We start from the raw sequence: 14,089 nt of genomic DNA on the forward strand, positions 1-14,089 counted from the left end.
CCCCTAACTCTTCTTATTGTAAATATCCCGAATACCATCACCGAGCAGATTGAATCCTAATACCATGGCCGTCATGATCACACCGGTTATGATGACATACCACGGCGCATTCATAATGAACGGTTGGGCTTCACTCAACATCCGTCCCCAACTTGGGTCCGGCGGCTGTACGCCAAGTCCCAGATAACTAAGTCCGGCTTCCGCCAACACTGAACCAGAGAACCCTAACGACGCCGCAACAATCAAAGGGGATACCATATTGGGCAAGATATGCCGAACAATAATACGCCATGGTCCTGCTCCCTTGGCTACAGAAGCCTTAACAAAGTCAAACTCCTTGTATTGAATAAATCCACTCCGGGCTATCCGAGAAAAAGAAGGAATACTCATCAGTCCTAAAGCCAATATCGTATTGTTCAAACCCGGGCCAAACACCGAAACCAGCATAATAGCAAGCAGGATGCCCGGAAAGGCCTGCATAGCATCTATGAACCGCATAATCAACTCATCTAGCCATCCTCCGAAATATCCAGCAATTGCCCCTAACAGCAGACCGCAGGACAAACCAATAAAAACAGAGGAGAAACCAATCAAAAATGCAGTCTGTGCTCCCTCCATAATTCGGCTGAAGATATCCCGGCCAAAATTGTCAGTTCCCCAGATATGGCTGGTCTGTGGCGGAGCCAGCCTCATCGAGGTATTCATTTCATTGGGCTCGTAAGGGGTATAGAATAATCCTGTCAGCATGAACAGCATTAGCATAATAACCAGCACCCCGCCGAAGACAAGCGGCTTGCTGTGGAGCCATGATTTTACGTTCATCGTTCCTCACCTTTTTATTCGAATACGGGGATCAATCACTTTATACAGCAAATCAATGATAAAATTGATCCCCGCTACCAATATAGCAATGTACAAAACAAGGGTTTGCACCAATGGCAAATCGCGAGTGCCAATGGAAGTAATCAGCAGGTTCCCGAGGCCCGGAAGGGCAAATACATTCTCTACCACAATACTGCCCCCGAGGGTATCGGTAATGATGAGACCCACTATCGTCACCACCGGGATTAGGGCATTGCGCAAAATATGTCGGTACATAATGGCCCTCTCTCGCACCCCCTTACTCCTGGCTGTTCGTACATAATCCATGCGAGTCTGGTCCAATAAAGTATTGCGTAAATATCTCATCACAACAGCAATACCGGGAATGGATAGAGCCAGCGACGGCAGAAATAAAGAACGTATAGCGGCAATCGGATTCTCTCCCCAAGGAACATATCCATACGTTGGAAATAGACGGAACGTAACCGAGAAGACCAGGATGAGAATAAATGCAAGCCAAAAGGATGGCATTGCTACTCCTAGCTGAGTGAAAGCGGACAGCCATACGGCCGGCCATTTACCGTCGTATCTGGCGATAAGAATTCCCAAGGGAATACCAATCAGCAGCGTCAGCGCCAAGGAGAATAGCGCAAGTGAAACCGTTACAGGCACCCGCTCTGCCAAAATCTCCGTTACCGGACGATGGTAGCGTAGTGATTCGCCCAAATCGCCCACAGCCGCATTTTTAATCCAAGCTACATACCGTTCTCCCACAGGTCGATCAAGACCCATCGTATCCCGTAGCGCCGCCAACTGATGCGGATCTGCGTCCACTCCCAAAATAATCTGAGCAGGATCACCGGGCAACACCTGAAACACAAGAAAGGTGATAACCGAAACCAGTAACACAGTAGCAGCCAGCATAATCAGCTTTCGAATATAAAATCTCAAGATGCATGTCCCCTAAATTATTCTTCCGTAAAGTACATTGGAGCGAAGTCATACTTTTGCACGGGATACATTTTAAAGCCTTTGAGGCTTTTCTTCATCGCTACATTCCGGCCGGGATCCATAATAAATACCGCTACAGCTTGATCGGTCAACAGCTCTTGCGCTTGCTTGTAAAGGTCAGCTCGCGCCTTCTCATCCAGCTCGGTTCGAGCTTGACCCACCAAATCGTCAAATTCGCTATTACTGAATTTATAGAAGTTTTTTGCATAGCTTGATTCATAACGCCCCAGTACCTCGTTTGGATCCAGTTTTCCGGTCAAACCTATAATGGTGGCCTCATACTTGGCGTTATTATAGACATCCTCCAGCCAACTGCTCCATTCAATTTGCTTGAGTGCCGCTCGAATGCCAACCTGCTTGAGCTGTTCGCTAATGACCTGAGCGGTATCCACATGGAATTGATAGTTGGAAGGCACGGTAATCGTCAAATCAAAACCATTCTCATAGCCTGCCTCTTTTAACAATGATTTTGCTTGCTCGATATTCGGTTCATAGCGACTTTCTAACCCTTCCTGATAGTACATTTTCATCGCAGGACTCATATTCGAACCTAATGGAGTACCGTTTCCGTCTGCTACCGTTTGAATGATGACATTCTTGTCAATCGCAAAATTGATTGCCTGGCGTACTCTTACATCGTCCAGCGGCTTGACCGAATTGTTTAAAGCCATCAATTGAACCATGTTCTGCGGACCAGATACGATGGAATAGCCATCCCCTAACTGCATAGCCCCTTGTTCGCTAACGCCTGGCACCATATCAATATCTCCTGATTGCAATGCCAGGATCGATGAATTGGCGTCAGGCATTATTTTAAATTCAATGCGATCCAGCTTGGGCATCCGCTCGTTGTCGTAGAAATCTGCATTTTTTTTCCAGTACCAGTTGCTGTCCGGGCTGATATTCCACGAATTTGAAAGGACCCGCTCCTATAGGCTTCTGGCTTTGTTGCTCATAATTTTTGGGCACAATACCCACGATATTAGCTGCCATAAAAGCAGCATCACGTTCTTTAAGCTTGACTACAACGGTGTAGTCATCCGGGTTCTCGATGCTCTTAATGCCGGAGAACTTGGAGGAAAGGGGCTCTTGTCCATCCAATCCAGCCAATTTCGCATAAGAATAAGAAACATCATCCGACGTAAGAGGAGAGCCGTCGTGGAACACCACATTCTTTTTTATATTAAAAGTATAGATAAGCCCATCCTCAGATACTTCATACGACTCCGCGATTGCCGGAATGAGATCACCCTTCTCACCCGCTTCAAATAAGCCGTCAAATACGTTATCCATCATAGAGTTCGTATCCGTTGCTGCAGAAAGATAGGGGTCCAGATTATCCGGTTCGGTAGCGATAGCTACTCTTACTGTACCCCCTTCCATAACCTTATCCTGATCCGATTCTGCCGCCGTTTCTGTAGAGGTTTCGGGCTTATTGCCCGTTGCCGCTGGTTGGGCATTTCCACCGCATCCCGAAATGATTACCGCAAATAAAGTAAGTGTAGACAAACCCGCCACTAATGTCTTCTTCAAGCTCATCATGGTAAAGCTCCTCTCCCTGAATATGAATTTTTATTCTAATAGAATACTAGAAGCTCCATTTCAATCCCGAATAAGCTAATTCGATAGGACCGCTATAGTTACGTGCTGCCTCCATGGCAAGTTGCCGCTGGTCGCCATAATGCGGAAAATGCGTCAGGATCAAATATCCGGCGTTGGCTAAGCGAGCAATCTCCCCTGCTTCCCCCGCAGTAAGATGACCATCCAGCACTCCCTTCTGTACATCGTAGAGGCTGCATTCCAGAACAAGCAGGTCAGCGTTTTCCGCAAATTCAATAAAACTGCTGCAATATCCTGTATCTCCTGAATAGATTAGATTTGCTCCTTCCCGGGTTGTCGCTTTGATGGCACAACAGGGAACTTCATGAACGGTCTCTGAAAATGAAAACATCAGTTCTCCAACATTCACCGTTCTTGCCGGTTCAATCGGATGCACATGGACATAATCAGGATAAGCAAAATTCAAACTGGCTAGATTCTCCCCATAAATATACACATCTAACGGGCGAGTGCGTTTACCAAGCTGAGTTAACACCAATGCAGAAAATTCCAGTGCATAAACATCTGCAAAATGGTCAGCATGTGTGTGGGTAATAAATACCGCATCCAGTTGTTCCAAATTGATTTCATTTTGCAACCGTGACAAGACGCCACTCCCGCAATCGAGTAATACCGCACTGTCCGCATGCCTAAGCAGATAGCCAGAGGTTGCTTCATTTTTGGCGGGATAGGCTCCCCAATAGCCGATTACTGTAAGCTCCATGATGCTTCCTTTCTACTCTTCTTTAGAGGTCATTTGAGTTTGTGCACCCACTCAAAGCTGTCTTGGAACTCATTAAGCATCAATTCCATCCGTTCAAGATTGCCTTGAACCCGTTCTTTCTCCAAATAAGAAATTTCATTGATGATAGCATTGACTACAGCTAAGGGGGCTGTATATGAATCAAGAAAACCGTTGGATTTGCATTCTGCCAGCAATACCAAATCAGCAAGCTTGGCAAAAGGGGACAGACCCGAATCTGTGAGAACGATCAGTTTAGCCTGTTGCTCCTTGGCCAGCCTGGATAATTTCAGCGTTCTGGAACAATACCTCGGGTAGCCGCAAGCAAACACTACGTCCCCCGGTTTAATATACGAAACATACTCCGCAACTCCCCCTTGAGGAATTAACTCGCAGTTACCCAGCATGTATTTCATGACAAAACTGAAAAAAGATGTGACGGACAACCCCATTCTCCAGCCTGCAACCCAAACGCGATCTGCCTGCAACAACAAGGACGCAGCCTCATGAATTTGTGCCCGATCCACCTGCATCATCGTTTGGCGAATATTTTCAGCTTCTTGCGTAAAGTGCTTTTCCAGCCACGAATGTTCCTGCCGGTTCGTGGATTGAATAAAATTGTGGACCGCCCGCTGGTCCTGAATTACAATGCGCCGTAAATCTTGTTGCATCTCGGAGAAGCTTGAATAAGAAAGTGCTTGAGCCAGCCGATGAACGGTAGCTTCGCTAACATCCGACTTCTCGGCAATTCGTTGTGCCGATTGTAATGCAGCTTCACGCAGATTACTCTGGATGTAGTGAGCGACTTTCTTTTTCCCAAGGCTCAAATTTTCAAACTGCTCAGCAATCTTGTCTTCAATTCTCGACATGACAAGTTCCTCCAACGACGGAGCACGCTGACAAATTGAGCTTAGGCGGGTGACCCAAATAGGCGGGCAGCTCCTCCAAACTGGAAATAACCCGTTCATAATCAAGCTCCTCAATTCCTTGTTTGCCGTAAGGATTGATTAGCAGAGATTCCATGCCAACTTGGCGCGAACCCAGTACATCATCATAGTAGTTGTCTCCCACGTAAAGGGACTGCTGCGCAGTTACTCCGGCTTTCTGTAAAGCATAAGTAAATATAGCTGGATCTGGCTTTTCCAGTTTCACCTCGGAAGAAATTACGATTTCAGCCATCTCTTCATCTAGCTGGTTGCGTCGGAGTACCTCCCTTGCCGTGTTGTCCCAATTCGAAATTAAGCCCACCTTGTATCCTAACTCTCTTAGATACCTCAATGTAGGCTTGCTAAAATCAAATGCACGCCAACCCGTTACTGAATCTTTTAATATCCGCTGTTGCACCTGAATTATCTCTTCAATAGGCAAACTCAATTGAAGATAATAGTTGAGCACGCCCACGTACCAAGGCATGAACGATCGACTGTCCTTACCCAGAACGCCCCGGAATTCTCTCATGAACAGCTTGTCTGCTAAATGATACGCAATTGTGATTTCATCAAGCGTTTTGGAGACGTCAAAGACCTGCAGGGTTTTAAAATACACTTCTTCCCGGTGGGTCTTGACCAGGGTATAACCAAGATCCAACCATATAAACCTAATCATAGATGCACCCGCTCTTTCTTGTAGGATTTCCTTCATAAGCTACATGAATGTTTGTTTTCCTTCACTCATGATTACATCTTAGTGTTAAAGTATTTGTCGAAAAATAATTCAAATGATGATTTTAGTAAAAACTTGCCCAAGCTCCATTTGCGGCGTTTACACAAATAACTCTGTCACAACCAGATCTTTGAGTGTTGGTTAATTGTGAAAGGACTTGCTCAGCCTTCAAGGAATTCTGGGCTATCCATCAGTTTCTCGTATTGTCAAGCAAAAGAGTACCGTAATTAAAACAAAAAAAAGAAGCACGCGGTCTTGCAAGCGGTGCGCCAGCACTTCTTTGCTTAACTTTTATATTAAAGAGATTTGATATACTGCCCCTGTTTCTGCTTGAAACCGAATCGTTCCCCTAGCGGCGGTTCCTCCGAAATTGCCGTCAATCTGGAACGGCGGGTGATTGTCCAGAAAGTTTTAGGGTTATTTGACTACCGGGATGAAGGGCAAATAAATGGGAATTGGCTACGCTTTCATTATCAAACACCCCTCTTGTTGCAACAACCTTCAACTCTTTACTTTACTTCTCCGCTGTTTACCAAATCCTTGCGAACAATCACAAGAAGCTGACAGTTCTAAACTGTCAGCTTCTTGCAATCTCTTCATGGCTTTTAAATAAATTGAACGTTTATCAGCCCTTGGTACTCGGACCATCATTAGAATCCACACGGATCACTGATTCATCGGAACTCTTTCTTCTCTCGTACGAAAACACAATCATCACTATGCCTAAAATAGCGCAAATGAAATACATCGTGGAGTAAGAATAATAATCTGAAATGGGCCCCATCAGGGCTCCCCCCATCGATACACCAAGGTCAGCCGTGGCAATAAACAACCCGATTAACACGTTGCGATTCGCAGAAGGCAGTACAAAGGACAAATACGTTGTTAATGTGGGATACAGCAGTGCTTGCGCAGCGCCCATAAGAATGGCCCCGGCATACAGTAGAATGGCCCCCTTCGCTGAAGACAAACTGATGCATGCCGAAGCCAAGGTGATAAGCAGCATAGTACCCATAATAAATGACGAATGCCATCTGCCATCGGAAGGGATTCGCTTTCTCAGGAGAACCCGCGAGGCAACAACAACCGCGGCCTGAAGCATCAAATAAATGCCGGCGCTGCCGCTATTCAGCTGTGCACCATATAATGGCATGAACGTCGTTACCGCTCCGAATATGATCGATGCGGACAGCATCAGCACGCTGCATTTGAACAGATGCGGATTCTTTACAATTTGCCCGAATGAGGCCATCACTCCAAAACTATCGGACGATTTCTCGCCAGTATTCGGCTCCTTCTCCATCTTGACCGTGTAACCGAATACTCCGGTACAGACGGCGATGCTGATCAGGATGACGGTAAAGGCATCCATGCCGTTGGCCTGCCAGAGACTTAAAGCGAACACCGGCCCGATGATCCCGGGTATATAGGAGAATAACGAATAGAATGATATTCCTTGGGATCGTTCCTTCTCGGGCAGCGCATCGATGATTCCGATCTGGAGCGCCATCGAGAAAAATGCGGTTGCAACGCCTTGCAGGATTCGAGCCAGGACATATCCGCCTATTCCTGTAAACGTATATAAAATCAGGGCAGCGCCATTAACCAAAAGAATCAGTCGCAGCACCTTGACTGGTCCATGCTTTTGGATCAATTGCCCGGCCCAGGGCCGAAAGAACATGGTTGTAAGCATGTACGCTCCCATGACAAGGCCGATGGTTGTACTACTCGCTCCCCAAGCGGCCCCCTGGAGCGGAATTATAACATTGAGCAAGGCGTTGGCGCTGAAATATAGAAGTGCCAGCATATATAGACGTAAAAATGGCCAAGACATGGCTCCACTCACAATGACTCTCCTCCTGCTTGCGAATAAACGTCAGAACGTAATCAAATGCTTCATTAATTTTTTGGCGTAGTCGGACTCGACCTCTTTTAATTGCTCAACACGAACCGTTTCCACAACTTTGCCGCTTTTGAATATAAGGATTCGGTCGCACAGATAAGCGGCAGCTTGAATGTCATGCGTGATAAAAATGTAACTCATGTGATATATTTCTTTAAGCTCCTTTAGCAACCGAAGCACTTGAATCTGCACCGATACGTCCAGGGAACTGATCGCCTCGTCCAGCACAATGCATTTTGGTTCTGTGGCAACGGCTCTGGCAATGCAGACTCGCTGTGCCTCTCCTCCGGATAACTCATGGGCGTATTTCATTTTATATGAAGGGTCCAATCCAACCTGCTTCAGCAGCAGATCGATTTTGCTCCTCTTGTCAGACTGAAGTGGTTTTTGCATAGCCAGTGCCTCCAGGATTGCTTCCTCCACGGTAAAGAATGGATTAATGGACGACGAATAATCCTGGAACACGGCACTCATGTTGCCGGATCGCACATGCCGGTGTCTTACAGGCTTTCCTTCATACAGAACACTGCCGCGGTCAGGTTGTTCAATACCCAAAACTAGGCGTCCGAGCGTTGATTTTCCGCTGCCGCTTTCACCGATGATGCCAAGGCTTTCGCCATTGCCGCATTCAAAGCTTACACCATGCAGAACCTGTTGTTTGTTTCTAGTAAACATGCCGCCTGTCCGGTAGGATTTCTCGACGTTCACCACGGTCAGCACATTACATCCCTCCGTTCATGAGCGCATTGAAATGATGGCTGAGCTCAAGCCGGGTAGAGACCAGGTATTGCGTGTAGGGATGCCGAGGTGCGGTAAACACCTCTTCAACGCTCCCTGTCTCCACGATGATACCGTTTTTCATGACCGCAACCTCATCTGCAATCTTCTTTACGACCCCCAAATCATGCGACACAAAGATCATGGAAGCCCCCATTCTTTCCCGAAGACGGATGAACTGCTCAACGACCTCGAATTGCGAAATCGTATCCAGCGCCGTAGTCGGTTCATCGGCAATGATGATATCGGGTTCCAGTACAAGTGTGAGTGCAATCATCAATCGTTGGAGCATGCCGCCTGATAACTGGTGTGGGTATTTGTTCAAAATCTCCATAGGCTGCTCCAGCATGACGCTTTCCATCGCCTTCTTCATATTGGCCTCAGCGATACTCTTGCTCCAGTCATAATGCGTTCTCAGTGTCTCCTGGACATGAACGCCTACCACGGAGGACGGATCAAACGCTCCCATACCGTGCTGCATGATCATGCCGATGTGTTTGCCCCTTATTTTTCGCATTGCTTTATCTGAAAGATGTTCCAGATGCTCACCCTTGTACAGGATCTCCCCGGATTGACGAATCCAAGGCCTATGTAATCGTATGATCGATCTGCACGTCAATGATTTCCCGCTCCCGCTTTCGCCTACAATTGCAAGACAGGTTCCCTGCTTCAATTGAAACGAAATGTTACGAATAATTTCTCTTCCCTCGCTGGCATCCCATACCTTCAGATGATTAACCTCTAGCATATTCATAAGCCGGTTTCTCCACCTCTGTCATTTGCGGCTGCTTGCCGGACTTCATGCGTTTGGGATCAAGCGCGACTTGAAGTCCATCCGCCAGAAAATTAAATGCTGATACAGCAATCACAATAGCCAGGCCGGGCGCTAACATCAGCTCGGGCCGAGAGAACATAACCTCTCTTGCTTCATTAAGCATCATTCCCCATTCGGCGTTGGGAGCCTTGATACCCAGCCCCAGGAATGACAACCCGGAGATTTGTAAAATCATGGAACACATCGAACCGCTGGCAATGACGGCAATATCGGAGAAGGTCACGGGAACGATGTGTCTGAGGATAATTCTTCGATTGCTGATGCCGATTGCTTTTGAGAACTTAACGTAATCCTTTTCCGTGTACTGGAGAACCGATGTACGGATGACGCGAGCAAACCATGCCCATTTCATGGCTACGAAAGCAATCAGGATGTTCTCAAGTCCGGCGCCCAGAATGCCGACTACGGCCAATGTCATCACATACCCTGGAAATGAGAGCATCACATCGCATACTCTCATCAGGAACGCATCCGTTTTTCCTCTGAAATAACCTGCTATGAAACCAACGATGGCGCCAACACCTACCGATGCCAACATGGTGGCCAGAACCCATAGAACGCTGGGACGTATCCCATAGATCAGTCTGGATAAAATGCATCTTCCCAAATGATCATTGCCAAGCCAATACGACCAGGATGAATGAGCGAAGCGAAGTTTCATATCGACTTGGTTAGGATCGTGCGGCGCAAAGAAGGGAGCAAACAGGCCGACAACAACGATTGTGGCGATAACGACTAGTGACAGGCTGGCCAGTTTGTCTCTAGTCAAATTTTTGAGTGTGCTCATCACAATTCCTTTCTTAATTTCGGATTCAGCGCAGCGTTGATTACGTCCGACAACGTGTTAAACAGCACGAAGGTTACCGCTAAAATAAGAACATACGCCTGTATCACCGGAAAATCCCTGCTCAGGATGGATTTTACGCTCAGTCGTCCAAGGCCCGGCCAGGCAAATACGTTCTCAATCACGACAGTACTCCCCAAAATAATAGGGATCGCCATGCAGAATATGGACACGGCCACCTGCAGGGAATTCCTCAGAATATGTTGGGTAATCTTTCTCTCTGACAAGCCGCAGGCTCTCCCATATACCACATAGCCTTCATCCAATTGGGTAAGCATTGAACTTCGGACGTTTCGAAAATAAATGCCCACATAACTTACCGATATCACGGTGACGGGGAGAATATAGCTCTGATAGGAGTCCATACCGCTGGTGGGCAGCAAGTCCAAGCGGACCGATAGATACCAGATCAATATCGAGGCAAGCCAGTACGAAGGCATCGACGTTAGAATAAAAGAGACGCCTCTTACGGATCGATCCAGTATTTTCCCTTCATTTAATGCGCATACAACCCCCAGAAGAATAGACATGAAGATAATGATGACGGATGAAACCATCGTCAGCTTGAATGTATTGACAAAGGCCGGGCTGATCAAGGACCACACAGACTGTCCCGTTACATAAGACTCCCCGAAGTCTAACCGAAGGCTGGCCAGCATCCAGTCGGCATACTGTTTCAGGAACGGCTGATTCATTCCCAACTCTTCGCGTGTCTGTGCCAACAGTTCTTCCGTTATCTCGGGAACTTCTTGCGCCCGGAGTACGACTTCTGCAGGATCCATGGGCGACAGGTTAATCAGCAGAAAGGTCAGAAACGAAATGATGAACAGGATCGGAACAGAGATCAGTAATCTTTTTACAACATAACTTCCCATAAGGACTCCTTGTCGAATTAGGATTCAGCGGTCAGACCGAACTATTCAAAATACATTTGCTCAAAAGGCAGTTCGAACTGAGTTTGCTTGAATGCAATACCTTGCAGGCTCTTGGGCGCCAGCACCGTGACACTCCCGTTGGAAATCGGAATGAATACCGCTTCATCGTGAACAATTTGCAGGATTTCAGCATACAACGACTTTCTGACTTCCTCGTCGGTAGAAACCATAACCTGCTGAATCAGGTCATAGAGGTGATCCGCTTCTGCGATTCCCTTGGTTGTATGCAGATATGACGCTTCCGAAGTGAATGCAAAAATCGTGCTCTGAGGGTCATAGGCCAATCCCCAGGTCTGATTGAATAATAATTCGTAATCCCCTGTAGAGCGTCGATTCGCAATGGAACTCGACTCCTCGCCGATGAGATCCAGCTTGATTCCAATCCCGCCCACCGTATTCTGAATATATTCCGCCTGCGTTTTTTGCGAAGCTGAGTTACTGTCATAGTATAATTTGATGGTCAAGCGTTTCCCGTCCTTCATTCTGGCATCGCCGTCACCGTCCTTTGTCCAACCGGCTTGCTCCAGAATTCGCTCTGCAGCTTGGAGGTCATAACCACGCTCCTTCAGCTGAACATCGGCATAGTTGACGTTGGATGAGAAGAGTCGATTCGCCACCGATTCGGTTCCTTCGAAGATATCCTTGCTGATCGTTTCGCGATCTATCGCATGCCAAATGGCCTCGCGCACTGCCTTTTCACTTACCGGACTGTCCGCTTTGCTGCTGTTAGCCACGATCATTTTTGTATTCATGGCTTCGCTTCGAACCAATTGAAAGGTTCCGGCGTCAACCAGGTGATTCATGGCCTGGACGTCGATGCTGTCTGCGCCCCGATCATCGGTGAATACGAAGTTCACCTCTCCTTTTTGCATAGCCAGGAAGGTCGTTTCCCCGGCGGGAAGCACCTTTGCCGTTATTTTTTTTGATTTTTGGCTGACCTCCCCAATACTCCTCATTGGCGGTAAATGTGGCATACTCATCGATTTTATGTTCTGTAAATTTGTAGGGGCCGGTTCCGTTATGTCCTTGCACCCCATCCTTGGTTTCTCCCTGAATGAAGTCATTGGGAGAGAGGAACACATAAGGCCGCGTCATAGACAATTCAACAAGTGCAGGATAGTAGGGTTCGCTTAAATTCAATTGAAAGGTATATTCATCCACTACCTTGATGCTCTTGATCTTGGTCGACAGTTTGATCCAGGCATGTTTATCCGCGTTGTGCTGCACAGCTTCGATGTTCATTCTGACGGCTTCCGCATTAAAGGGTTCCCCGTCATGAAACTTTACATCTTTCCTTAAATGGAAGGTGTACGTCTTCCCATCCTCGGATAGGTCCCAGGATTCCGCCAGAAGCGGCTTTATTCCTTCTTTTGTGTTCTCTACCAGTGATTCGTAAACCATTCCTTGAGCCGGCATCGATCCTGTGTATAAATGTGGATTCATATCATGAATATCTTTCGCTGTTGCATAAATGATTTCGTCTTGGAGCTTGGTTGTGTCCTTGCTTCCCTGATTCTCAGCTCCACACGCAGCCAAAAGCGCGGTCATAACCATAAGCATCCATAGCCATAAAGTTGTTCTTCTCACAGTCTTCCTCCTATTTATCTGGTTGTTATATGTAAACGCAAAAGGCTATACGTTAGACATCTCCTCGCCTATCCATTTCAGATCCTCCTCGAAACTTTGGATCTGAAAGGCGTCTGACAATACTCGGCCTTGATTAGCTAGCGACACACTTGTAATTTTGTTCTCATACGTATCAATGAAGCGATCGATAGTGGGGCAATTCACCTTGAGATTTCTGGCAATGCCTTGGATGATCTTTACCCGGTAATAATCCTCCTTGGGCATCCTCGGGATATCCAGGCTTCCTTCCTTATTGACAAATATCTTCCGAATCGGAACCGCCGAGAAATCGAAGTATTTCCCGTCTTGATCTGGCTGCGAGAAGGGATCGATTAACAAGGAAGCGTAACGTATGAACAACAAATACTCTTGATGAACGGCCTGTAAATGGTTAAAACCTTCGATATCCTCACGCGACAAGCTTTCGTTCCGTACGGGATAGTTATCATCGGTCATGAATTTCAGCAAATTGATGCTTGGTATCCCTAACTTGTCTAAAATACTCATCATCTCGCTCCATTGCGATCGCATATTACGGATCAGATTCTGTGTAATGGGCCCTTCCGGGAAGAGCTTGTAGACATATTTGGGAATGTCATTCGATTCGTCAAAAATGGCGCTTAGTGAAAAATCATTCATGAACAAAGCAGGGTGAACGTAGAGCGAGATGTTCCTCGCCTCTGCTTCCAGAGGCGTCCGCATGACTTCTAAATCTATATCGAGGCCCTTGTGCAGACGGCATAACGCATCGATAAGAGGAGAACGTCCCCTCGTAGATCCGATAAAGACTTTTTTCTTAACCGCCGTTGTGATGACATGGTTGGATACCCTGTTATCCATCCACCTCGTGTCCCCGATATACGTAGAGAAACTTATGATTTCCGCATCCGGATTCAAGCGCCGGATGTAGCCGGAGACCAGCTGATTGGAGCCGAGAGTCGGTGAAATCAGCACTAAGCTTTTGACCTTGCACAGAACGTCAGGATGAATTTGCCGGATCACATCTATATAAGCATCCGTGGTCACTGCAAGAAAGAGACTATCCCATGCCCCTTCAATGGTTTCGAAGCCTCGAAATACATCGTCAATACAAGCTTCGCCTTCCATAGCATGATGCTTTTTGTTTTGAATACTCACGCAAACCTTCTGATCATTTACTGCAAGTGATTCGAAGAAATCAGCGGAACGGACCGATTCCCTTCCGGCAATTCCGAGCCGGCAGCGAAATTCCCTTTTAAGAGTAACCGCCAGTTGCAAGGCAGCAGGTCCCGTCCCCAATAATAAGACTCGCTTCATATTTTCCATAAAAACACCTCACATCGATTACCTTATG

Annotated in this window: 13 protein-coding genes and 1 pseudogene; all 14 read right to left on the bottom strand. The window is 46.9% G+C overall.

Annotated elements, in window-relative coordinates; all coding sequences use genetic code 11:
• Positions 1 to 3 precede the first annotated feature (3 nt).
• Positions 4 to 822, bottom strand: coding sequence for an ABC transporter permease (locus tag PVOR_RS15415; RefSeq protein ID WP_006210255.1), 819 nt, complete (start codon positions 820 to 822; stop codon positions 4 to 6).
• 6 nt (positions 823 to 828) lie between these two features.
• Positions 829 to 1,773 carry an ABC transporter permease gene (locus PVOR_RS15420; protein ID WP_006210256.1) on the bottom strand — a complete coding sequence of 315 codons (945 nt, stop codon included), beginning with the start codon at positions 1,771 to 1,773 and terminating at the stop codon, positions 829 to 831.
• A 17-nt stretch (positions 1,774 to 1,790) separates the two neighbouring features.
• Positions 1,791 to 2,642: an ABC transporter substrate-binding protein gene (locus PVOR_RS31855; RefSeq protein WP_419144514.1), complete on the bottom strand. Its 852-nt coding sequence runs from the start codon at positions 2,640 to 2,642 to the stop codon at positions 1,791 to 1,793.
• Between the two features lie 10 nt (positions 2,643 to 2,652).
• Positions 2,653 to 3,375: an ABC transporter substrate-binding protein gene (locus PVOR_RS31860; RefSeq protein WP_234972955.1), complete on the bottom strand. Its 723-nt coding sequence runs from the start codon at positions 3,373 to 3,375 to the stop codon at positions 2,653 to 2,655.
• A 46-nt stretch (positions 3,376 to 3,421) separates the two neighbouring features.
• Entirely contained in the window at positions 3,422 to 4,156 is a 735-nt protein-coding gene (locus tag PVOR_RS15430; RefSeq protein ID WP_006210257.1) for an MBL fold metallo-hydrolase, read from the bottom strand.
• A gap of 29 nt (positions 4,157 to 4,185) precedes the next feature.
• On the bottom strand, positions 4,186 to 5,043 hold the full coding sequence (locus PVOR_RS15435; RefSeq protein ID WP_006210258.1) for a MurR/RpiR family transcriptional regulator: 858 nt from the start codon (positions 5,041 to 5,043) through the stop codon (positions 4,186 to 4,188).
• Positions 5,030 to 5,761: an HAD family hydrolase gene (locus tag PVOR_RS15440; RefSeq protein WP_234972957.1), complete on the bottom strand. Its 732-nt coding sequence runs from the start codon at positions 5,759 to 5,761 to the stop codon at positions 5,030 to 5,032. The genes PVOR_RS15435 and PVOR_RS15440 overlap by 14 nt, the downstream gene beginning before the upstream one ends.
• 700 nt (positions 5,762 to 6,461) lie before the next feature.
• On the bottom strand, positions 6,462 to 7,682 hold the full coding sequence (cntE, locus tag PVOR_RS15445; protein WP_006210260.1) for a staphylopine family metallophore export MFS transporter CntE: 1,221 nt from the start codon (positions 7,680 to 7,682) through the stop codon (positions 6,462 to 6,464).
• A 30-nt stretch (positions 7,683 to 7,712) separates the two neighbouring features.
• Positions 7,713 to 8,459, bottom strand: a complete 747-nt coding sequence (locus PVOR_RS15450; protein ID WP_006210261.1) for an ABC transporter ATP-binding protein — start codon at positions 8,457 to 8,459, stop codon at positions 7,713 to 7,715.
• A 1-nt stretch (position 8,460) separates the two neighbouring features.
• The gene (cntD, locus tag PVOR_RS15455; protein ID WP_006210262.1) at positions 8,461 to 9,270 is read right to left on the bottom strand and encodes a staphylopine uptake ABC transporter ATP-binding protein CntD; all 810 of its coding nucleotides are present in this window, start codon (positions 9,268 to 9,270) and stop codon (positions 8,461 to 8,463) included.
• Positions 9,251 to 10,138, bottom strand: a complete 888-nt coding sequence (cntC, locus tag PVOR_RS15460) for a staphylopine uptake ABC transporter permease subunit CntC (RefSeq protein WP_006210263.1) — start codon at positions 10,136 to 10,138, stop codon at positions 9,251 to 9,253. Before cntC ends, cntD begins: the two co-directional genes overlap by 20 nt.
• The gene (gene opp1B / locus PVOR_RS15465) at positions 10,138 to 11,070 is read right to left on the bottom strand and encodes a nickel/cobalt ABC transporter permease (protein ID WP_006210264.1); all 933 of its coding nucleotides are present in this window, start codon (positions 11,068 to 11,070) and stop codon (positions 10,138 to 10,140) included. Before opp1B ends, cntC begins: the two co-directional genes overlap by 1 nt.
• A 41-nt stretch (positions 11,071 to 11,111) precedes the next feature.
• A pseudogene (cntA, locus tag PVOR_RS15470) lies at positions 11,112 to 12,690 on the bottom strand (staphylopine-dependent metal ABC transporter substrate-binding lipoprotein).
• A 72-nt stretch (positions 12,691 to 12,762) separates the two neighbouring features.
• Positions 12,763 to 14,061: an opine metallophore biosynthesis dehydrogenase gene (locus PVOR_RS15475; RefSeq protein WP_006210265.1), complete on the bottom strand. Its 1,299-nt coding sequence runs from the start codon at positions 14,059 to 14,061 to the stop codon at positions 12,763 to 12,765.
• Between the last annotated feature and the right edge of the window lie 28 nt (positions 14,062 to 14,089).

It is taken from the genome of Paenibacillus vortex V453 (assembly GCF_000193415.1).
Classification (GTDB): domain Bacteria; phylum Bacillota; class Bacilli; order Paenibacillales; family Paenibacillaceae; genus Paenibacillus_AQ; species Paenibacillus_AQ glucanolyticus.

What these genes read in the sequence shown, in the direction of transcription:
- opp1B (WP_006210264.1), bottom strand. Translation starts at nt 11,070, where the DNA reads ATGGGAAGTTATGTTGTAAAAAGATTACTGATCTCTGTTCCGATCCTG.
- PVOR_RS15435 (WP_006210258.1), bottom strand. Translation starts at nt 5,043, where the DNA reads ATGTCGAGAATTGAAGACAAGATTGCTGAGCAGTTTGAAAATTTGAGC.
- PVOR_RS15430 (WP_006210257.1), bottom strand. Translation starts at nt 4,156, where the DNA reads ATGGAGCTTACAGTAATCGGCTATTGGGGAGCCTATCCCGCCAAAAAT.
- cntC (WP_006210263.1), bottom strand. Translation starts at nt 10,138, where the DNA reads ATGAGCACACTCAAAAATTTGACTAGAGACAAACTGGCCAGCCTGTCA.
- cntD (WP_006210262.1), bottom strand. Translation starts at nt 9,270, where the DNA reads ATGAATATGCTAGAGGTTAATCATCTGAAGGTATGGGATGCCAGCGAG.
- PVOR_RS15415 (WP_006210255.1), bottom strand. Translation starts at nt 822, where the DNA reads ATGAACGTAAAATCATGGCTCCACAGCAAGCCGCTTGTCTTCGGCGGG.
- PVOR_RS15475 (WP_006210265.1), bottom strand. Translation starts at nt 14,061, where the DNA reads ATGGAAAATATGAAGCGAGTCTTATTATTGGGGACGGGACCTGCTGCC.
- PVOR_RS31855 (WP_419144514.1), bottom strand. Translation starts at nt 2,642, where the DNA reads ATGCCTGACGCCAATTCATCGATCCTGGCATTGCAATCAGGAGATATT.
- PVOR_RS31860 (WP_234972955.1), bottom strand. Translation starts at nt 3,375, where the DNA reads ATGATGAGCTTGAAGAAGACATTAGTGGCGGGTTTGTCTACACTTACT.